14 protein-coding genes are annotated in these 22,359 nt (G+C 47.1%); 7 read left to right on the top strand and 7 right to left on the bottom strand.

Annotation, left to right across the window (positions count from 1 at the left end; all coding sequences use genetic code 11):
• Positions 1 to 212: 212 nt before the first annotated feature.
• The 3 genes from HJG54_RS29665 (at position 213) to HJG54_RS29655 (ending at position 1,535) form a co-directional block, all read left to right on the top strand.
• Positions 213 to 626, top strand: coding sequence for a response regulator (locus tag HJG54_RS29665; protein WP_316436701.1), 414 nt, complete (start codon positions 213 to 215; stop codon positions 624 to 626).
• Positions 627 to 851: 225 nt separating this feature from the next.
• Complete coding sequence (locus HJG54_RS29660) at positions 852 to 1,247, top strand: response regulator (RefSeq protein ID WP_316436700.1); 396 nt, start codon at positions 852 to 854, stop codon at positions 1,245 to 1,247.
• A gap of 63 nt (positions 1,248 to 1,310) precedes the next feature.
• Complete coding sequence (locus HJG54_RS29655; RefSeq protein ID WP_316436698.1) at positions 1,311 to 1,535, top strand: alpha/beta hydrolase; 225 nt, start codon at positions 1,311 to 1,313, stop codon at positions 1,533 to 1,535.
• A 195-nt stretch (positions 1,536 to 1,730) separates the two neighbouring features.
• Here HJG54_RS29655 and HJG54_RS29650 read toward each other — a convergent pair whose 3' ends face one another.
• Positions 1,731 to 2,144: a hypothetical protein gene (locus tag HJG54_RS29650; protein WP_316436697.1), complete on the bottom strand. Its 414-nt coding sequence runs from the start codon at positions 2,142 to 2,144 to the stop codon at positions 1,731 to 1,733.
• Positions 2,145 to 2,536: 392 nt separating this feature from the next.
• Here HJG54_RS29650 and HJG54_RS29645 point away from each other — a divergent pair, with 392 nt between their 5' ends.
• The 3 genes from HJG54_RS29645 to HJG54_RS29635 all read left to right on the top strand — a co-directional run bounded on the left by HJG54_RS29645 (position 2,537) and on the right by HJG54_RS29635 (position 4,465).
• Positions 2,537 to 3,079, top strand: a complete 543-nt coding sequence (locus HJG54_RS29645; RefSeq protein WP_316436695.1) for a PadR family transcriptional regulator — start codon at positions 2,537 to 2,539, stop codon at positions 3,077 to 3,079.
• Between the two features lie 64 nt (positions 3,080 to 3,143).
• Positions 3,144 to 3,407: a DUF4327 family protein gene (locus HJG54_RS29640; protein WP_420717428.1), complete on the top strand. Its 264-nt coding sequence runs from the start codon at positions 3,144 to 3,146 to the stop codon at positions 3,405 to 3,407.
• A 191-nt stretch (positions 3,408 to 3,598) separates the two neighbouring features.
• Complete coding sequence (locus tag HJG54_RS29635) at positions 3,599 to 4,465, top strand: helix-turn-helix domain-containing protein (protein ID WP_316436694.1); 867 nt, start codon at positions 3,599 to 3,601, stop codon at positions 4,463 to 4,465.
• A 24-nt stretch (positions 4,466 to 4,489) separates the two neighbouring features.
• Here the strand turns inward: HJG54_RS29635 and HJG54_RS29630 are convergent, their stop codons facing one another.
• From HJG54_RS29630 to HJG54_RS29620, 3 genes are all read right to left on the bottom strand, one after another.
• Complete coding sequence (locus tag HJG54_RS29630; RefSeq protein WP_316436692.1) at positions 4,490 to 5,647, bottom strand: glycosyltransferase; 1,158 nt, start codon at positions 5,645 to 5,647, stop codon at positions 4,490 to 4,492.
• A 71-nt stretch (positions 5,648 to 5,718) separates the two neighbouring features.
• Positions 5,719 to 7,029, bottom strand: a complete 1,311-nt coding sequence (locus HJG54_RS29625; protein ID WP_316436691.1) for a 2OG-Fe(II) oxygenase — start codon at positions 7,027 to 7,029, stop codon at positions 5,719 to 5,721.
• Between the two features lie 519 nt (positions 7,030 to 7,548).
• Positions 7,549 to 8,325, bottom strand: a complete 777-nt coding sequence (locus HJG54_RS29620) for a phosphatase PAP2 family protein (RefSeq protein WP_316436690.1) — start codon at positions 8,323 to 8,325, stop codon at positions 7,549 to 7,551.
• Between the two features lie 1,079 nt (positions 8,326 to 9,404).
• On the opposite strand from HJG54_RS29620, the gene HJG54_RS29615 reads away from it, so the two are divergent.
• Positions 9,405 to 10,421 (top strand): AAA-like domain-containing protein, encoded by a 1,017-nt coding sequence (locus HJG54_RS29615; protein WP_316436689.1) that lies wholly within the window; start codon positions 9,405 to 9,407, stop codon positions 10,419 to 10,421.
• 328 nt (positions 10,422 to 10,749) lie between these two features.
• Here the strand turns inward: HJG54_RS29615 and HJG54_RS29610 are convergent, their stop codons facing one another.
• The 3 genes from HJG54_RS29610 to HJG54_RS29600 form a co-directional block, all read right to left on the bottom strand.
• The gene (locus HJG54_RS29610) at positions 10,750 to 14,415 is read right to left on the bottom strand and encodes an AAA-like domain-containing protein (RefSeq protein ID WP_316436688.1); all 3,666 of its coding nucleotides are present in this window, start codon (positions 14,413 to 14,415) and stop codon (positions 10,750 to 10,752) included.
• Between the two features lie 97 nt (positions 14,416 to 14,512).
• Positions 14,513 to 16,243, bottom strand: a complete 1,731-nt coding sequence (locus HJG54_RS29605) for an AAA-like domain-containing protein (RefSeq protein ID WP_316436687.1) — start codon at positions 16,241 to 16,243, stop codon at positions 14,513 to 14,515.
• A 727-nt stretch (positions 16,244 to 16,970) separates the two neighbouring features.
• On the bottom strand, positions 16,971 to 22,304 hold the full coding sequence (locus tag HJG54_RS29600; RefSeq protein ID WP_316436685.1) for a tachylectin-related carbohydrate-binding protein: 5,334 nt from the start codon (positions 22,302 to 22,304) through the stop codon (positions 16,971 to 16,973).
• Positions 22,305 to 22,359 lie beyond the last annotated feature (55 nt).

Genomic DNA, 22,359 nt, shown 5'->3' with positions numbered 1-22,359 from the left:
CCAATTTTTGAATAATAGGAATTTACAATTCGATACTTACTTACCGTGATTTTTTGACGAAAATCTACCCAAGGCAGGAGGATACTTTAACAAAAAGCAAGATTCATACAAATCGCTCGGCCTTTATTCATTAGAAAATGAATTGAGAGCAATTTTATCTGCTTTTCCGCCTCACTACACGTTGTTCATATCCTTATAACAATTTCTTTTTTATGGCAGACATGGCTGTCCGCTCTTCCCTATCTGGTTTGCGCGTATTGCTGGTAGATGATGATGTAGATTCCGGCGAATTTTTGACATTGGGACTTGAACTGTACCGCATTGAGGTGCACTTTGTGCGGTCTGCCCGTGAAGCGCTAGAAGCATTTGTCCGACTCCGGCCTGATATTTTGATCAGCGATATTGCCATGCCCGGAGAAGATGGATACTCCTTAATTCGCAAAATCACACAACTTGAAGCCAGCCAAACCCGGACCACTCCTGCTATCGCGGTTACGGCACTACCCGACGATCGCTGGAAGGCGCTGTCAATGGGGTATGATGCATTCTTGCGAAAACCGATTGATTTGAAGGTTCTAGTCGATACGATTGCGGAATTAGCAGTCCATAGTCGATTGAGTGCTTAGCAAATAGGAGTCTGGGGCTTAGTTTTGGGCTGAAATTGATTTGGGCTGAAATTTAGTGAAGCAAGCATCTACTTCCGCTATTTCGAAGGCGTGCTCTCGGCAGTACGTAGTAGATGTATGAAAGCGAACATCTGTCTAAAGTGGGAAGTGCTGATCCCGAAGATCGAGCAAAATGGAGCAGGTCCTATCGCCTTAGCCTATCCTTATTCTTGAGTTGCAGTGCCTGTGTCTAATTCATCCTCCCGCATTCTGGTTGTAGATGACTTAATTGATAACCTGTTCCTGCTGCAAACGGTACTAGAAGCAGAAGGATACGAGGTTGATACGGCAGACAACGGTAGATTGGCTTTGGCCAAGGTAGAGCAACTGCCGCCGGATCTGATTCTGGTAGACGTGATGATGCCGGATATGAACGGATATGAAGTAACGCGTCGGATTCGTCAAAACCGAAACTTACCCGATATCCCAATCTTGCTGGTTACGGCCCATGCGGATGCGGATGCGGCTCAAGGTATAGCCTTAGGAGCAAACGATTTTATCCGCAAACCTATCGAATTCGATAAGCTGTTGTCCAGAATCGAAACATTTCTGCAGGTGCAGCAGAAGACCTGCTCGTCTTGAGCGCGTTGGTGTTTAATTGGCATCAAGGCATCACCAGGTGTGTTAGCAAGGGGTGTGCTAGCCATGTTCCGCTTTGAGGAAACAGCAACCCTCTCCCAAATTTCTGTTCCGACCTTGGTGCTGGTAGGCAAGTCAGACATTGCCACTCGACCAGTAGCCAGCCAACGTATGAGAGCAGAAATGCCTCAAGCCAAACTAGAGATTTTGGCTCCGGGAGGACATCTGGCCCTTATGGAGCGCAATCACCAGTTTGCTGAGGCAATCCGAGAATTTAGTTGGACTCAGTAGATCGCAAATCCTGTTGAGATCCCCCCTAGCCCCCCTTACCAAAGAGGGGAAACAGGCCAACCGTAGCTTCAAGTCCCCCTTATGAAGGGGGATTTAGGGGGATCATACCTAAGTCTAGTCATCAAAACGCATTCATTTTCGATCTACTCAGAGTTTTTGAATTTCAAAACCCCGAAGGGGTTTTCGGATAGACTCTTAGAAGCCACTAGAGGCAAGCAATGCCATTACATCGGCATGGGCCAACACCACATCCGGGCTATGCTGGAGGGCGGCATCATACTTGCTAGCGAAGTCATCACCTAACTCACTTGGCGTCAGCAAAATCGAGATATCGCTGAACAGCATGTCTATTGTTTCTGAAGTTACGGGTTCATCGGCTTGCAGCAATTCGTCGATTTGCACAATCAGTTCCGAAAGTCGATGCAGCCACGCAAACTGATCATGATTGATCACCAATTGCAGCAGTTCACCTCTCGACACCTTGCCTTGCCGCTGCTCATAGGCAATTCGTTCCGTTTCTAGCAGCAGTTTGTGAAGGTGCAGCAATCTTAGCCGTAAATTTGCTAAGCGTTGATGCTGATGGATGCGATATTGCAGTGTGTTAAGCATGGGTGGTTCTATCCTCTTACGATGGTTGCGATGGGTTGAGGGTCTGATCAGAACGCGAGTGGATAATGAGGCAAGTGTAGCGATTTTGCGCAGGGAGGCGAATTACAGCAACCGGAAACTCACAGTTTGAGCGGCATATAGCAGCACATATATGCTTTATCTTATGTATGACTAGTCATATAATAGCATAAGGAAAGAGTTGCTGCACGAGTAGGGTTTGTCGTCCGCTCAGGTACGGTAAACCGCTCATATGCCTGGCTGATATTCCTTGACCTGTATGTTCAACTGCTCGGTTGAGCTGCACCCCTGGCTGATATCATTCAGCCCCATTCTCGAAATTTCGATGATTTGTATCTAGATGATTTGTATCTAATTATTGATCTCTTGCGCCTATGTCTCTTCCCTACGTGATTCTCGGCCTCTTGCAACAGCAGCAGCGAACTGGGTACGACCTCAAAACCGAGTGCTTTGACGATTGCATTGCCCACCTTTGGCAAGCCGATCAGGCCCAGATTTATCGCACTCTCGATCGATTGGAGGCGCAGGGTTGGGTGAGTTGCACCGTGGAGATTCAGCACGATCGACCCAATCGTAAAGTTTATCGGATCACTGAAGCGGGTGACACCGAACTCCGGCAATGGCTCCAATTCCATCAGATCCCCCCTATTGTGCGAGAACCTCTGCTCGTGCAGCTCTACTTTGCAGCCCAGATACCGAATCCGGCGATTATTCAACTGTTGGAACAGGAGTTAACAGTCCGTCAGAAGAAGCTAGCCGAATGTGAGGCTGTCGTTATCCCAGCAGCAGAGAATTTAACTGAACGACAGCAGCAATTGCATCATTTAGTTTTGGATCTGGTCACCCGTCGCGAGAAAACCTACATCAACTGGCTCCAAGATGCGATTGCAACCTTGCAGAGCCAATCCCAATCATAGCCGCGAGTGGCAGACCCAACTAGTGTCCTCACAACTTCCTCACGTTCTTGCCCTAATCTTAAAGATGGCAATCAATGGGCTTGGTGTTTTCCGAGGTGATGAAGTCATGCTGCAACAGGTGCGCTATTCGCTAGATGCCATTCGGGATGAAGCTTGTGAGCTGGTGCGTCAGGGTGTGATTGACCGCAAACAGCCAATCTATGCACTGTGCCGCCACTTTCCGACCTCTGAGTGGGACGCAATTGAATGTGAGCTGGAACGATACGATTTTTTGTTGCGAGATCAAATTCTAGATTTGATCGGATGCGAAACCTGGTATGAGGATTAATTTGGAGTAATTGATACAAGTGACAACCCGCGAATTCCACCGAGGAAGCATTCGCGGTCAGTTTCCTGGTTGATCAGTGTCCTGGTCGTTCGGTCAGCGTGGTGGGTGAGCCAGTACAATTGGGCTAGACTTTGGGCTAGACTATTGAACTCAACCAATTGGGGTTTAGCCTAGCCATTCGGAGAGCTATCATGCAGCCAACGACCTCCCATCCCACAGCAGCGAGTGGCTCGTCTTCGGTCAGGCAGCAGAAGGGGAACCCGATTTGGGTCGAGCAATGCCAGTACCCAGCCGGAGAAGCAAACTGTTTTGATCGCGATACCCACACCATTTTCCTATCCTTAGCGGCTCGGCCTGTGCGGTTGCTGCAAATTCACGATGGCAAAGTCTATCAGGGGCTGTATCGCAAAGGCGATATTTCGATTGCTCCTGCTAATCAGCCGCTGTTTGCCCGCTGGGAAAGTGATGACCACTACTTGCAGATGGGCCTAGCCGCTGGGTTTGTAGACCATGTTGCTAGAGAAACTCTGAACCAAACTGTCAATTCGTTAGAGATAGTGCCCAGCTTTCAGATTCGCGATGCGCAGATCGAGTCGATTGGGTATCTGTTGCTGGCTGAACTCCAGGCGCATGTGGGGAGCCAGCTCTATTTGGAATCCCTGGCTAATGTTTTGGCGGTGCACCTGCTGAGGCAATACATGGCAGCTCCAGTCCATTTGCCTGTTTACCAGGGCGGTTTGGCGCAACCTCAACTTGGGCAGGTATTGGAGTATATGCATGCCCATTTGGAGCAGGACATCAAGCTAGCGGATTTAGCAACGCTGCTGGATATGAGCCAATTCCATTTCAGCCATTTATTTAAGCAGTCGCTTGGCATCTCGCCCTACCAATATTTGTTGCAGCAGCGCATCGAGCGGGCTAAGCAGTTGTTGAAACAAACCGATCGAGCCATTATGGAGATTGCTTTGATGTGCGGGTTTAATAGCCACAGTCATCTCAGTAAACAGTTTCGCCAGCTTACTGGCCAGACGCCCAGAGCCTATCGCAATGGGGCATAGCCGGCAACAGAATCAAAAGTACTCCTACATGCCATTGAGCCATTTGATCTGCCGTGGCAACAGGAGATTGAGGTCGTAGCGTTCCAGGATAGTCTGCCGCGCTTGGCTTCTGATCTCAGCCATACGGGTAGGATGATCGAGAACTTCAATAATCCGCTCGGCGATTTGCTCTGGTGAAAAGAAATCAACCAAAAAGCCATTGAATCCATCCTGAATTACTTCTCTCACGGGAGGTGTGTCGGATGCCACCACTAAACAGCCGGTGGACATGGCCTCCAGCATGGACCAGGATAGGACGAACGGATAGGTCAGGTAAACATGCACCGAGGAGGCTTGCAGGACTTGGAGATGCTCTGAATATGGAATACTGTCAGTAAAGTGAATACGCTCGAGATCGAGCGGTACAGTCTCTAACATATATTGTTTGTAAGTTTTGCCATCCGATCGAGGTGGGCTATAGGCAACCCGATCTTCCCCCACAATCACAACATGGCATTGGGGTCGCTGCTGCTGAAGCAAAGCCACTGCCTCGATAAACTGCGGAAAGCCGCGATAGGGTTCCATGCCTCGCGCCACATAGGTGACTAACTCGTCTACATGGCTCAGATCCAGATCCAGCCGAGGTAATACCAGAGTCGCTCCCAGATGCGGACGGAAAAAATGAGTATCGATGCCATCGTGCAGCACGGTCAACTTCGGGTGAAACTCGCTGGGAAACTGCTGGCGTTGCCAATCGGTGGGAGAGAGTCCTTGGTCGCAGGCGGATAAATCGAGCAAAATCGGAGCATTTCTGACTCGCACTCGCGCTTCGTCATCGGCACTCAATGAGTAGGCTGGATCAAAATTACAATCGGAGCCGTGAGCATGGTAAAACCACTCGAAATAGCAGAGGAGTTTAGCGGATGGGAAAATATCCTTCATGAATAGGGTTGGCCCCCAACCCGAGTGACCATAGATTACATCAGGAATGAATCCTTCGACCCGCAGATCTTGAGCCATGCGATAAGCAGCCTGTCCCTGTAATACTGCTGCTTCTAGAGGTTCTACATAGTTGTGAATATTATTGGATACATCGCGAGCGGGGCTGTAAACAGCTTTATGAATCCCTGAAATTTGGCCTTCTTTGCAGGCAGTACCAAACACCACCTGGTAATTTGGACGTTCGGCTAACGCTTTAGCCAAATGGCGAAACTGGGCTGGAAAGTTGGGATGCAGCAGCAGAATTCGCTTCGCCTGATTTTTGGTAATTCGATTTAACGTTTTTTTTTAGATTTGGATTTGGATTGGAAGCCTTTTGCTTTCGGTTGCGGAGATTTGGATTGGAAGCCGGCTGCTTTGGGGTTAGCTTGGGCTGCTCCACTGGCACGAGCGACAGCGGCAGCAGGTGGATTGCCTGAGGATAGGGACGAATGAGGAGATAGATGAGCGGGAGTTAAATTGATGGTTTCCGGTGCGGCTGCACGATCTGGCTTTGGCTCAACGGCCAGAAATTTACGGTTGCGTTCACGTAATTCGGCGTCTTCATCGTTGTAGAAGAAGGATAGCAGAGCAAAGCGCCGCCCGCTCAGCACAGGGGTAGCTTCGTGCAGAAGGGAGCAAGAGAAAATCACCGCTTCCCCCACACCGGGACGATAGAGCCGCGTGCCGTATTCAGGGAACCACAGGCAACCTCCTTCGTAGTCTCCCGTATTCAAATTGATCGTCATAGCAAAGCGACGGTGAGCCGTGCCCTTGGTGGTGTTATCGCGGTGGCGATTGAAAAACCCTCCAGTTTTACCGTCATAACAGGCGACCACATGCCGCTCAAATCGAGTGATGCTGAACTGGAACGCCTTTTCAATTTCTGGCTGGACTCGCCGAATCACCAATTCATTGATCGTCGGCAGCAAGTCTGGATGAGTATCGGCCAAGTTCAAGTCACGGCGTTTCTTGAAGCTGTAATCGGTGACGCTGATTGTCTTGCCTTCTTTTTCTCGCATAAAGCCAGACTCTTCACCGCCATCGGCATCAAATAGCTGGATCAGATGACGACAAAACTCCGGTTCAAATACTCTAGGAATCAGCAAAACGGGAGCTTGTCGCGCAGCCATTTGGTGCGGTTCTGGAGCTGGCAACGTTTCCAGAAACTGCATCACCTGATTGACATGCTCCGACGGGTTCTGGATTGGGAAAATCTGCAAAACGCGCAGTGTTGGGTCTAGTACCAAGGTAATCGGCTGGTAGCTGATCGTTTCACCCTGAAGCTGACACACTCCATATTGCCTGCTGACTTCCGCCTCAAAATCCCACATCAACTTGAAATGACTCGGATGCTCTACGAGTTCCGCTAAAGCGGCATCGTCTGAATCAACACTGATACCAAAGAAGGGAATTTTGAGAGTTAGAAACTGGGTTTGCCGCTGGCAAAAGTCTCTTAAGGGAACCGCTGCCTTATAATATTTAGAACTGCCGAAGAAAAATAAAACAACATAGTATCCACCAACCGTATCGAAGTGAAAGGTGGGATTGGATGTGGAAGGAAGCATGAACCAGGGAACTGGATCGCCAACCGTTAGAGACATCATAAGGACTTTGCTTCAAATCATTGCATCGAGCGCTCCTGACCAGGTAATTTTCAGAATGCGATTCTGAACGTTGCAGGTAGGTAATGTAGCAAGAGTGATTCCATAAATTCAGACCAGAATTCAGACCAGAATGGGGTAGAGGAGTAAACCGGGAGGTACGGCTCCCCTCTCCCCAATGGGCTAGCGCTACATTTAGTAGAGACGCCACTAGGATGACGTCATGCCTGAATACACAGTGGGTGCATTTCAGGATTGAGAAACACCCTATCCAGCAAAAGTGATCAGAAAGTGACAGGCCAGCGGCGGATTGGCTATCCAAGCGGGTCCGTCTTAGAGTTGGCCATTGCTGCCCTCGATCCAGAAGCTTTCAGATTCGCAGGCTGTAAGCCCAACTGAGCCTAGCTTGTCAGCTTGCCTCAAGGGAAATAGCCTGCGTCCGAGGAACGTAACACCTGCACCTGAGTCTCTGGTAAACTTAGCGGCGTCACAACTTGCTCAATGGATAACTTCCTACAGATCCTACTTACCTCCGACACCTGATTTTCGTTGGCTGATGCTCTGGGAAGCCTGACTCCTCCCACCCTGATCGCTCAATGCCAGAGGTGATCCTGAGATCGTAGTTAACGATAGGGGTTTGACAATCAAACATACACCGACGGCCCACGCAATCGACAACATCCAGCCAGCTACGATATCACTGGGATAATGCACACCCAAATACAGCCGCGTCCAGCCAATTGAGACCACAAAGCCACCGCCCAGCAGCCAAACCCAGATTCGCCAGCTTGTGTTCCAGGTCAAAACCATCAGCGCTGCTACAAACCCCATACTCGCCATCGCATGGCCGCTCGGAAACGAAAATTCTGGAACTGGTGGATAGTCCCATAAACTAGGGCGAACTCGATGCAGCCACAGCTTTGCGACCCGGTTAATCAAAACACAGCCTGGGAGAGCGATCAACCAATAGGTGAGGAAGCGCCAGCGACGGGCGTAGAGGAAGCCAATCCCAATCAGCACAGAGGCTGGAAATACGCCCCATTTAGTGCCCACGTTGGTCCAAGCAGCGGCAATCCGGTCGAGGATGGGGTTGGCCGTAGCGTGGATTGCTTGCATGATCGCGACATCCCAACCCAACCCCTCCTCCAACTGCCAGATCTGCATCGCCAAAATAGCAAAGATGGCAAGCGGCACATAGGTGCCAAAAAGGAACAGTAACGGCTGCCAGTTGCGCTGTAACCACTGATTCAGAAAATAGACAAACGACTGAAGACGGCCCCAAGGATTGAAAGGCTGCATGGTTATTGATTGATGAGCTAGTTTAATTTTACGTATTTACTTAATTCTGCTGGCAATCATGAAGGCGCGGTTGGCTTCAGGTTTTGCTATTCAGGTACAAAAACTCCCATAGACTTATCGAGATACTGGTATTTACAGCCTTTTTCAGGCTAGTGAAGTACGAAAAACGGGGTGCAGGGGCTTTGCCCCCACGCAGGGGCAAAGCCCCCCACCCCCCATACCTCTCATGAGTGAAAAACGCTGTATAGCTGGATGAGCTATAGCAAATCCAGTCAGTACAATGACTTGATAAGTTATTATAATTCATCAAAGATCAGTAAGCCTATCGGGTTACTGTTGATCTCTCGTCAGATTTGCTGAAGCAGCTTTAATACTTCCGCCATCCTGCCTGGTTTACGGCGTTTGGAGGTTTGCTTAAATATTCAACAAAATTTTGGGGGGAGGACTGCATAAGCCGTTTTGGCAAAACTGACAGATACCGACTGGGAAGGCAAAGTGCCTAACAACTCGATTGTGCACAAGTCGGTGGTTACTTTGGTAATGCGAGAATGCACTGCGAAAAGAGTTTAAATTTCTAAAAGTTAACCTAACTAAAGCTTTTTTGTGTTAAGAATAAAGAATAGGTAAGTACAAGCGCATCTATCCAAAGATATATTATTCTTTGATTACCCTGAGCTGCTCAGATATCTTGTTACTTTCGAGTTTTAACAACGAAAAGGCTGTTCAGCACATTAAACTTTTAATCCAGCTTGAGTTTTGGTTCTTGATCAAGTCACTAAGCTGCTGGAGCAAAATTTGCTATGTTCTCTTGACTGCATTGCTGCGGCTGCTTAAACAAGTTCTGTAGGTACAGAATAATAACGCTGATAACCAGCCCAATTGTGCTGAAACTAAAATCGAGCTAAATCCTAAGGTCACTTGAGTGAATGATGAAGGATTGTACGCCCCCAAAACGAACGAGAGGTTTCATTCTAACGACCTCTGGTTATCAACGGATCCAGAAAGCCCAGCACCAAGCTAGATTGGTGAACAATAGGGGAGCTGCTTACACATTGGAGGAGCTGGCAAAGCAAACCAGTTTGAGTCAAAACACGGTGCTCAAGATTCAACAGCGTAAGATCGCTGTTGATCGAAGTTCGCTAGCCATTTATTTCAATGCTTTTGGGTTGACATTGCAACCCGATGATTACATGCGAACGCCTGCACTCTACACAAATTATGATTTAATTTCTTCCTCTGGAGTAGATCAGACAGGTTCAATATTGTTTTCTCCCAAATTCTATATCAAGCGACACCCAATTGAAGAGCGTTGCGACAACGAAATCACTAAACCAGGTGGATTGGTCCTGATCAAGGCTCCAAAACGCATGGGCAAAACATCTTTGACGATTCAGATATTAAATCGAGTAAGGCAACGAGGATGGAAAATACTATTCCTCAGCATGCGCCTCGCAGATATCTCATTTGGCGATGATGTAAATAAGTTTTTATCTAGATTTTGTGCAATCGTGACGCACAATCTTGGCCTACCAAACAAAGTTTCTAGCTACTGGGATGACATGTTTGGTAGTAATTACAATTGCACCTGCTATTTTGAGCAGTATTTGCTTAAGCAGACAGATCAGCCTATTATTCTAGCGCTTGATGATGTAGAGGTTCTGTTTCAATATCCGGCAATTGCCCAAAATTTCTTTGGAATTCTACGTGCCTGGTACGAAAAAGCGCAGTATGATGATGAGGCAAGTAAAATATGGCAGAATTTGCGTTTTATTATCGTCTACTCATCAGATGCAGCCGTTCCCATCAACATTCATCAATCCCCCTTTAATGTAGGATTTTCGATTGAACTTACAGAATTTACCCCAGAGCAGACGTTAATGATGATTCAGCAATACGGATTGAATTGGAGTTCGGAGCAAGTCAGATATCTGGCTAACTTCATCGGCGGGCATCCATTTTTACTCCACAAGGCTCTTTCGCAAATTCAATATCAACAGCTGACCTTTGAGCAATTCATCGAAACGACCCAGCCAGGTTCAACAAGTGTGGTTATTCCATTCACAGGAGCAAGTTGCTTCAACAGGAATAAAGCTTGAGAATGATTAGTTCTCAAACCTTTCAATATCATGTTGACAGAAGGGGAGCAGAAACTTGCTCAATTACATCCCTATGGAGCAAACTTGCCGGCACGGCTTCATTCCAACTGTACTAATGACTTGCGCTTATTGACAGGACAAACAGGACAAACATTAAAGGATGCCCAGAAATGGGCAGAGGGAAAACGGTTGAGCAATCACAATTATCAATTTTTACGGTATCCCAGATGCTAGACCAACAGGAACAACCAAAAAACTGGAGCTAGCACAAGCGATCGCAACTCAACTGATTCAGCAGCAAAAAGCGGCGAGGCTGCATCGATCACTTCTATTCGTGGTTAGTTTGGCCCTGGGAATTACAACAGGGTTCCTGAGCAAGTTGATTTGCCCTGCCAGCGGGGTCAAAACGGAGACTAGAATTCCACGTCTGAGCAATCTTATACCCCTGTATAGCAGCTTTCAGATTACCCTGTCGGGCAAGAGTGTCGCTATCCGCTACTAAGTTAGAGGCAGCGGCAGGAAGCAGATCAGGAATCTGGCAGACGGTCAGTTTTTGTAGATCAGTTGGGCTGGCAATTAAATAGCTGCGTAGCCAATTACAGCCTTGCTCCAGCATTCTCTCTAGTTTATTCACTGTCAGCAGTTTGACACTACCATCTGCTCCACCGGTAGCAAGAGTTTGACCATCTCCGGTCCAACTCACACTATAGACAATGCCTTGCTGAGTATCGAGGGTGTGAAGCAGTTCCCCATTATGGCTCCAGAGCTTGACACTACCATCCGCTTTAACTACAGCAAGGATTTGCCCAGCCCAACTCATACTCCAGATACTACTTTGTTGAGCATCGAGGGTATGGATGAGTTCCCCACTACGGCTCCAAAGCTTGACACTACCGTCTACTCCACCCGTAGCAAGGGTTTGGCCATCTCCAGCCCAACTCATACTCCAAACACTACTCTGCTGAGCATCGAAGGCGTAAAGGAGTTGTCCATTACGGCTCCAGAGCTTAATGCGGTCGTCTGCTCCACTGCTAGCCAGAATTTGGCTATCTCCAGTCCAGATCACACTGTAGACACTACGTTGTTGCGCATCGAGGGCGTGAAGGAGTTGTCCATTACGGCTCCAAAGCTTCACACTACCATCTGCTCCGCCTGTAGCGAGGATTTGTCCATCTCCAGCCCAACTCACACTGTGGACAACGCCCTGCTGAGCATCAAGGGTATGGAGTAATTCTCCATCGCGATTCCAGAATTTAACGCTACCATCTGCTCCGCCTGTGGCGAGGATTTGTCCATCTCCAGCCCAGCTCACGCTATGAACAATACCCTGTTGGGTATTAAGCGTGTGAAGCAGTTTTCCATCGCGATTCCAGAATTTAACGCTACCATCTGCTCCACCTGTGGCGAGGATTTGTCCATCTCCAGTCCAGCTTATACTCCAAACACTACTCTGTTGAGTATCGAAGGTATAGAGCGACTGCCTATTTTGAGTCCAAAGCTGAACAGCGCCACCCTCTCCGCCTGTAGCGAGGATTTGTCCATCTCCAGCCCAACTCACACTGTGGACAACGCCTTGCTGAGCATCAAAGGTGTAGAGTAATTCTCCATCACGATTCCAGAATTTAACGCTACCATCCGCGCCGCCCGTAGCAAGGATTTGTTCATCTTCAGCCCAACTCACACTGTGGACAACGCCCTGCTGAGCATCAAGGGTATGGAGTAATTCTCCATCGCGATTCCAGAATTTAACGCTACCATCCGCGCCGCCTGTAGCCAGGGTTTGCCCGTCTTCAATCCAACTCACACTGTGGACAACGCCCTGCTGAGTATCGAGGATACGGAGTTGTTCTCTATGGTGATTCCAGAATTTAACGCTACCATTCGCGCCGCCTGTAGCCAGGGTTTGCCCGTCTTTAGTCCAACTCACACTGTGAACAATGCTCTGCTGAGCGTCGAGGGAATGGAGTAATTCTCCATCGCGACTCCAAAATTTAACGTTGCCATCGTCTCCACCTGTAACAAGGGTTTGGCCATCTTTGGCCCAACTCACACTATGGACAATGCCCTGCTGAGTGTCGAGGGTGTAGAGTAATTCTCCATCGCGATTCCAGAACTTAAGGCTGCCATCCTCTCCACCAGTAGCCAGGGTTTGGCCATCTCCAGCCCAGCTTACACTATGGATAATACCTTGACGAGCTAGAATGGAACGATACTTAATATGATTTATAATATGGTTTAGAGAATAAATGGGGCTAAAAGTAGGATATTCAATCAGAGGCGGCTGTTTATCCACCAGAGCGGTAGCTGTTGACGGGGATCTCTGGTCAATTATGGCTTGCAGTTGCTGTCCTGCCTGCATTGCAGTGAGCAGTCCCAGTATTTGATCTTTCTCAAACTGACGCAGTGCTAGGGTGCTGAGTCGCTCTATCTGGGTTACTGCCCGTGCCTCGACCAAAGTTGCTGTGGCATCTCTAGCCATACTCAAGCGATTGCCTGCTAAGCTGAACGCACCTACCGCCAGTGCCGCTGCTGCCAATGCCAAAGCAGATGTGATCGTTAAAGTTTTTCTGTTGTGCTGCACCCGCCGTTCTGTTTCTAAGAGCTGCTGATTTGCCATTTCCAACTCTGTTTCCGCCTGCTGCCGTGCTGCTTTCAGAATTTGATTGGCCTCTGCTTCTGCTGCCAGCAGTTGTTCTACCTTCCGTGTTTCCGCTTCCTGACTCGCCCGCAAAAAACGCGAATCCTCATCACTCAGCTGTTTTCCGTCAGACCACAACATCGCATCTTTCAGTGCCTCACCCCGCAGCAGATGCGACTCATCTCCCGATCTTCGCCACTCAGCAATTGCCACCCTGTAATAAGCTGGACGCAGCTTCGCCAGTTCTGCTTCGACCCAAGCGTGATCGAACACATGTTGATAAATGCGGTTGTAGACTTGCAGCCGTTCATTTCGCTTAACCACTAATCCGGTCAATCGCAGTGCCACTTGTTCTGAACTATCCGTGGCTGGAATCTCGCCTTGCTTCACAATTTGCTGATACAACCCTAGCAGCAGCCCGCTCCGTTGTTCTCCACTCAAGAGGCGTTCGCGAATCGTTTTCAAATGCTCTGGTGTATCCTGTGCTTCCCAGTTTTCGATGATTCTGGCTTGCACCAATGCTTCGATCCATTGGGCCTCTTGTCCTGCGGGTACTTCATCTTCAGCCCGTACAATTAGCTTGCACACCTTCTGAGTTAGAAATGGCTGCCCACCTGTCCAGTCTAGTACTGCCTGCATTAACGCTTCAGGATTGCTCGATTTTGCTGCTAATCCCTGCGCTAAGGGTTGCGCTTCTGAGAACTGGAATCCCATCAAGTCAATGGGTTGTCCAATATTAAACGGCGTAATTTGCTTGTTCTGAATTAGATCAGAGGGTGCGGCCACTCCAAACAGCGCAAATGTCAGCCGCCGAAACTCTACTTCATCAGCGCGCCGATTGTAGCATTCTCGCAATATACCAAAGAAATCATCGGTGCTGAAGGGTAAGCTGAGGGTGAGATCTACCTCATCAATTAAGATGGCGATTACTCCACTGACCGCAGGCAGCAGCACCGTTTCCAAAAACAATCCGAAGCGCTGCCCGTAGCTCAACAGATTATACTCAGCCCACCAGTGATTGACGTTGAACTGCCGTCGGAGTTGAAGCGAGCGCGCAATTCGGTTAATGATGCTGAAGTACCACTGCTCCTCGGTTACAGATGTACCAATTCCCTGCAAATCCACGGCAGCACAAGTAACTTTTATTGATTGCAGCCGTTGAATTGTTCGCACCTTTAAACTCGACTTTCCCATCTGCCGCGCATTCAGCACATAGCAGAGTTGTCCTGCCTTCAGCGCCTCAAAAAGCTCGTCATCTGCTTTTCGGGTTACATAGGTGGGTGAGTCAATTTGCAGTGCTCCACCCTCACTCTGATAGTTGTAGGCATAGTAGGCAGCAGGAGATAGGTCTGTCATGTCTGTACCAACGCTCCAAGGTACTTCGGAATTTTCATTCTGAGATAAGTGCTGCGGAACTGCTGACTTGAATGAGTTGTACCATAACACTCTGTGTTCACTTTAGTATCTCCTTAAAATAGTGCCGATACAGATCACACAGCGGATATACATCGTTCCCTTGAAACCGCACTAACCCCATGTTGTCCAGCTTTGAGGCCTCAGCACTAGAAAGTCGCACAGGTTGATCTGACGTAACCACCTGCTTCATGGCGCTCGCCAAATTTCGCTCCTCTAGATTACCAAGATGACGCCGCAAGTGGCTGCCGAATAGCCACTCCTGAGTTGGAGCAACTTGTAAAAATTGGATCAACGTTACCTCTCCTCGGACAATTTGTTGCAATGCCACCCGCGTTAGATAGGGATGCCCACCTACCATCGCCATCAGTTGTCCAATTTCAGCTTCTGACCATTGCAAACCATGGCGCTGTACTAAATCCGCAAGCTGGGCTTGAGTAAAGGGCGGCAACTCAATCGGTACACCTACATTAAAGGGGGATTGGTTGATATTGAGGGGAATATACACCTCTTCTGAGTGAGTCAACACCAATCGCAAATTTCGCCATGCGCTAACAGAACTAATTTTCGATTCTTCATGCCAGGAACGAAGTAATCCCAAAAAATCGCTGGCAATTGCCGGATGCTTAAATACCTCATCTACTTCATCTAGGCAGAGTGCTAGGGGGGCGTTAATCTCTTCTAACAAATACAGTTCAAAATAATCGGTGCATTTGTCCATACTGCCCGCAATGCCCTGCCAATACTCCTCAACCTGGTTTGGCAAGCGAAGATTGCGAGTTGTGCGGTCGCATAGCCACCTCAGAAAAGCATCTAGACTAGACAAAGCTTGATCTCCTGCACGCTGTAGGTTCAACCAGGTTGTGCGATATCCCTGTTTCTCTGCATAATCCAGAATTCGGATGGTCAAAGAAGATTTACCCATTTGGCGCGGTGCTTTAACTCGAATTAGTGCGCCGGGTCTGACAATTGCGTCGTAACACTGTTCCTCAATTGGTGGACGCTTGATATAGAAGAGAGAGTCTAACGGAACCTGTCCTCCTAGCTCTTCCAACGCAACCTGTTCAGAAGCAAGAGTCATTGAACCGGAGCGAGAAGGTTCTACGACTACGGGTGCCAGTACTGCCACTGGTGCTGGTATGGCGTTGTCAGGTTCGGATGGCTCAGGTAAAGGCAAAGACGCAACCTCAAGTTTGCGAGTGATGACCGGAGTTGAGTCTTCTGCAATTCCTTCTAGAGCAATCCGGTTACACCCCAACTTATAGGCAAAGTCAAAGGATTCCCCAGCCCCCAGTGCATCATAAAACCCAACGGCAAACACTCTAGCGGCCCGATCGCCAACGGCCTGATTCATTCCAACAACAAAGGGAATGTGATGAGCAATCGCTACTGCCTGTACCTCAGAGTAACAAGCATTTAGCACAACACACTCCACTTTGTCTGCAAACAGCTCAAACAAGCCTGCCAAGGCCGTAGATTTAACAAACTGTCCCTGTCCAGCCGCATTCTCTAAAACTAAGCCAACCTCACCCATGCCATGCCCAGAGAAGTGGACAATCTGAGGTCTGTAATTCAGCATTGCTCGCTGTACATCACCGGGAGTCACAGCCCACACCTGCTCTAGCAGAAATTTGTCCCGCTTCTGCGATCGCTGCAATCCCTCTTCGATCTCTTTTACTTCTCTGGCTAAATCAAGCGGGGTTGAGTTCTGGGGATTAGCGGCTAGAAAAAGGATGGTCTTCTGCTTAGAGTTCTTCCTTGAACTACTCATCAACTTAGGTTCTCCTTCGCTCAGGGGGTTGTGAGTTTTTTGCAAAGTTTAAATACCGTTGCTGTGCAGCGATCGTCTTTTCTTTGGTAATAGTTAAGAGTTAGACCTTATCTTTATGCTAAGTTAAGGTTCATTTTGAAATAAGTTCTAGAGAACTACTGAAGCAAGATTTCTGCTTTCATATCTTCAATATTCTTGTGATTTAAAGCGATTCAGGGCATCTCGCTAAAACTACACACTATCTTCATGGTTCTACTTTGCAGAATTATGTTACCCAAGAAATTACATTGGAAAGCTTTGGGGCCTTCAGATGGCTTCTCCACAACTGCTCAATCTCTATACTCATGACAAGGGAGCTGCAAATAGCAGTACTTTCTAACTGATGTCAGCTTTAAATATGCAATAGCACTGTTGCAACGCTCGACAATATCTCTACTGAGCCAGTAATTCAGCAAGTAAGTAACACAATATAATTAGAACGAAGATTAGAATATTGTCATGTAAAGGTCAGCAACAACATCTCTGGTTTTGTATTTAGTTTTGTTGTTCTGTTCAATGCAATGGGCTTTAACAGGTACAAAATAGCTTTATAGGCAGTTTAGAGTTGCCTGAATCGATCGTTGTAATATCATTCATAAACTTTACACAAAAAACTGTAAAGCCAGACTGTAACGTTACTCACGTAGTCTGGCAGAAAAGTTACTTCTATTCGTATTTACAGCACTAGTCAAATCGTTGGCTTTTTAAGCCTTGACAATGGAATACATTCGTACTCCAGAGTAAATACAATCTTGGTAATTTTGAACGCTGTAGGTGTAGTTTCCCGACCTCTTTGATCGACAATCAGCGTGAGATCTGAGGTTGCTCCCGGATAAGCTTCCTTATAATCAATTCTGACACTACTTTGGCCGAACTGTTTAAGTAATGCATTTAAAAGCTCTTCATCCGATTTATGACCGGAACTTATACTTTCTACAATTGGTTCTGGCGTTCGAGTTGATTCATAGGTTCCTCCCCACGTTCTGACTGGTAACACAACTTTCTCGTTTGTTTCAGGAGTTTTGGAAGTAAAGAAGTAGAAATTGTCCGTGTTAGTAAAGTCTCTAATAATAGAGTCTCCAGAGTGGATTAGAGCAAAGTCAAAGTTGACGTTAGTAGAAGTGCTGCTAGTTTCTATCATGTTGAACTTAATGTTTTTGATTCTAGAAAGCACTTCACCTCCAGTGGGAGTATTGCCTGCATCTTTTAATTCGTGTAGCTTAAAGGTTACCTGCCTGCGTGGAAAAGTCTCGATTGTGCCATCGTCTAATTTATAGCTAACCGGCACAATTTGATTGAGGAGGTCCAAAAACCTACTGCCGTTTGCCAGTTCCGTCCGATCAGTAATGACAATGGTTCGTGTGTCTGAAATAGGGCTGTTGCCCTCGTACTGTGTTTTCTCCAGAATCTCCATCAAGAATTTGATAAAGTTTACTTGGATAACTTCCACAAAATATTTGACGTATTCTGCTTCGGTTAGCTCTTGTCCAGGTGAAATCTTGTTAGCAATTTCCTCTGCTACCTTACCCATGTTGTATGCATCAGTCAGAGGACACTTCTGCAAATAAGCATATTCATAAGACTTGATCAGATAGTAAGTTTGCTCAGTCAGTAGTTCCTTGGCATCTTGCATGACTCGTTTAAGAAACAATTGAGTGGATGGTAGCAGTTGATTTTGAATAGACTGCGATCGCTGCTCTGAGAGCTGCGCCGTCTGGATCAAACTGCTGCTAATATGTTGTCCTGCTGTGTTGATGGCATCAAATAGGTCTAGCAGTTGGGCCATAGCCTTTTGCTTCTTCGCGCTGAATTTAGCAACATCCTCATTCAATTCCTTAAACACAGCCTTGTATTTCGTATCTTGTATCTTCTGAACTCTGGCTTCAAACTCTTTGCTGGTAACATCAATCGGAGTCACGATTGTGCTAATTCCTCCCAAAATCTGCCCTGTTCCATTAGCAATAGATGCAACTTTTGTAAGTGCCGAATCAACTGTTTTCGTTCGGGCTTCCTTATTTTGTTTAAGCGTCTTTAGGTTTTTGACCAAGTCTTTCTGTTCTGTTTCCAGTTCACTAAACTTTTTACCAAGCAGTTTCCTTGTTTCTGCTGTAAGTTTATTTTTTCTTTCAACATCAGCATCCTGTTCGGTTTTTTCGAGATCCTTCTTGATCTGATCAAGATCTGCTAAAACTTGTCCGTAATCCTTGCTGTAGAAATAGTCGAATTCACTTTTATTCCGAATGGATGATTTGGCACTAATATAACTGTTTAGTAGGGATATTTGAGCACCAAACTTGTCCTTCACAGCTTTGTCTGCTTTCTTCGTGAGATCAGCGATGTCCTTATCAACCTTACTCAAATCTCCCTGTGCTTCATCAATCTTTCTGGTTAAGTCAGAGGTTGCTTCGGTACTCAGGTCTTTTTTATTCTTTGTGATGTAACCACCTAGATTTGCGCCTGCATCTTTGAATCCCTTTAAGGAGTCGGCTGCTAGCTGCTCTGATGAGCCAGAAAGATCGATGTTGGAAAATGCCTCCAACACACCGCCTGCCGCCTCCCCTAAATAGGGCTGTCCATAAGGAATGCACTTAACGATTCCACTACAAATCTGAAGTGCGCCCTTTAGGATAGCTTGGTGCTCGGCGTTAATTTTTTCGTTCACGACAATCTCATCATGCAGGTCTTTAATTTTGTGCGTGATCCTTTCAACTTCACTCTGCCAACTATTGATCTCTGATTGAACGCTGGAGAGATCATTCATCGAGGATTGGATAGATGTCCGGGCTGCTTGGATGCGTTGACTTAAATAGTTGATAAAAGCACTTGCCGATTGTTCATCCATTTGGTTTTGGCTGTCTTGCCTCAGCAACTTCTGGCAAAAATACAGGACTTTAGCAACACCTGGCAGGATGTCGTTGAAAAGTTGAACTTGGGTAACTGAGGCTAAACGGGGAGTCCAACCCAACAAATTACCAAAATAATCGACATTGGCAGTAGCTCGCGAGCGAATCAGATCAACCTCATGTTGGAGGTTGTTGAGCAGTAATGAATTTTCTGACGCAGAGAGTTTCTTGAAAGCAACCTGATACTTTGGAAGCAGCCATTTTGCAGGTCTGCGATCGCCTTTTAAGAACATATCTTTGGCATACTGCAATACCACATCAATTAGGTTGGGATGCAGCCATATGTTCTGTTCCGTTGACAGTAACTTAATCCGTCCTGATTCTCCAGACCGTGCTTGACTTCCTGCATAATCATCGCCTTTCCTAGCATTGATTCTCCCCACCTCAGTGTTTGCTAGACCTCCCGCCCTATCCCAAAACTCCTGGGTACAACTAATGTGAATAACCCTAGCTGACCTGATCATGAGTGGCTTTGCACCTGCCGCAGGTTCGCTGCCAGCAACAAATTCAGAAAGTCCTCCCTTTCCCCCTTTCTGTTCTGAGCTATATCCAGAAAGTTGCACAGTTGTCGCCAAGATGCCTCCATTACCGCCAACCCCAGCAATTCCAGAGGGATAGGCATCTGCTCCGCTTTGTGGGTGGCGCTTATCTGACGAAACTCCTCTATGGTTGGAGAGACCATACGAGTTGCTCCGCCAAGTGCCATCCCGACTACGCGTATACGGGTTATGTGCTGTAACCGTTATACCTCCAACATATCCACTCTGGAGTTCGTCATGCATGCCTTCTGGCCAGTGCCAATTCGTTTGATTTCCCTTGATGAGGTCAAAATTTAGCACTCCCTCCAGCACATCCGACCATTGCACTGGCACATATAGCTTATCTTTCTCAGCATCACGAGTTTTCACGCCTCCTTTTTCGCCCTTCTGCCCGTCTGATCCATTGAGAATTAACCAAGGCGTTGTTTGAGACCCACCTTCAATTTGTTTGACGTAGAGGGTGATGTTGCCAGCACTAGCTCCATCTGCCCCAGCGTTGGTGGCATATTTGGGTTCTCTTTTGGCAGGATCTCTGTCTTGGTTTGGTAGGAAGGAGGGATAAGGATTTTTAAAGGCCAGTGGAGTAGTGTCAATTTTGCCGTTGCCCTGAATAATTAATCTTCGGGCATAAATCGTCACATTCGTTTGAGGGAAATGCAGTTCTCGTCCAATAATCACAGTATCTGCATACATGTAAAGATTTTGGATGTCGATTCTTGGCTTGCCGTTATTATCTACAAACACAGCCCTAAGTACAGACTGTCCAAGATCACTTTTCCAATTTAAAACCAGTCCTGAAATGTAAATATCTTTAGGTTGAATCGACGGCTTGTATTGAGGTGGTTTGCTGGCATCGGTTTCTGTATTGCTGTAGGTAATTTCGATGTTGTTGAATGAACTGGGCACTCCAATCGAGTTGAGTTCTGTATAGTTAATGTAGTCTGCGGCATCAGAATTACTTAACGATAGGAGGGGATCGTAGGTTGGTGTGACAGCAAGATTGGTCACTTCACTCACCAGTTTGAGATTTCCCCGATTCATGACATTGATGGTGTCCTCAAACACCCAACCATCATTAATGACGTTATCTGATCCAGGGTCCCAGTCGGCAGCGGTAGTTTGAATTGCAAATCGGTGCCACAGCAGTTTGCCGTCGTTGGTGATGGCATAGATTATCCCATTACCACCGGAAAAGACGTGTTTGTAGTTTGCCCAACCCATGCCAACAACATTGTATGCAGGCGCAAAAACTGGTGTGCCATTTTGGTCGGAATCTAAATAGAGTAGGAGTTTGCCATCATCGGCAACAGCAAAGATGCTCCCTTTCCCATCAGCCAAGACATGCTTGCACTTTGCCCAATCACTACCAACAACCGCCCCTGAGTTCCCTGCAAATGCAGCAGTGCCATCTTGAACTGTGTCCTTATACCATTTGAGTTCGCCGCTAGCAAATATGCCATAGATCACGCCGTTGCCACCCGAAAATACACTCTTAAGGCCCTGCCAACCAGAAGTACCAGGAATGGCGTTACGTTGTGGATCACCTGACAAAGCAGGAAAGCTGGCTTGATCTTTACTTTTATAAAACAAGAGTTTATCGTCACCTGTCGCGTAAATTCCAACATCACCGCTTAAATCAGCAAATACGTTTTTAAGAGTGTTCCAGCCGCCACCCAGATCTTTACCATAATTGGCGTCCCAACTCATCGTGCCATTGTTTGCCATATCCTTGTGCCACTTGAGATGGCCATTTGAATCAATCTTATAAATTACTCCGTTGCCACTTGAAAATGCGCTAATCGCATCGCTCCAGCCGCTGTCGATCGCATTGCCTGACCCAGAAGCCCAAGCTACCTTGTCTCTATGAGTAATATCCTTGTACCATCTCAATTCTCCGTTTTCGGTAATGCCATAGATCACGCCATTGCCACCCGCAAATACACTTCTAAAGTCTGCCCAACCCTGGCTAACGATCTGACCTGAGCCAACTGCAAACCCTGGGCTACCGTCTTGAGCAACATAGTTAAACCACAACAAATCACCGTCAACAGTGATGGCATAGATTGTTCCATTTCCACCTGGAAATACGAACTTGTAGTTGCCCCAGCCATTGCCAATCGCCTTACCCGTACCGTATTCCCAATCTTGCTGACCATTCTGTTTCTTGTCCCTGTACCACAGGAGCTTACCATCGCTGGTGATGGCATAAATCACGCCATTGCCACCCGAAAATACTTGCTTAAATTGTGACCAACCAACACCAATAGTGCCTGATAAAAATTCTCCAGAACCATCCTGTTTTATGTCTTTATAGCATTCAAGGTCGCCATTGGTTCTGATCGCATAGATCACTCCGTTACCACCGGAAAAGATGCTCTTGAAAGGCTGCCAACCAGAAGTACCGGGAATGACACTGCCTGACCCAGGTGCCCATGTTCTGTCACCATTTTGCCCTATGTACTTATACCACTTCAGTGATCCCTCAGAGGTAATTGTGTAGATCACTCCATTGCCACTAATATCCGCAAATGCGCTCTTAATAGTGTTAACAGTGATTGGTTGAACTGTAATAGCTGCCATTGATCTTTCTCCTTATTTTATGAAAAATGTTGTACAGTCGTTCTAATCGGTATCA

Source organism: Leptolyngbya sp. NK1-12, from assembly GCF_032598965.1.
Classification (GTDB): Bacteria; Cyanobacteriota; Cyanobacteriia; order Elainellales; family Elainellaceae; genus Elainella.
This window is presented reverse-complemented; position numbering and strand designations above follow the sequence as displayed.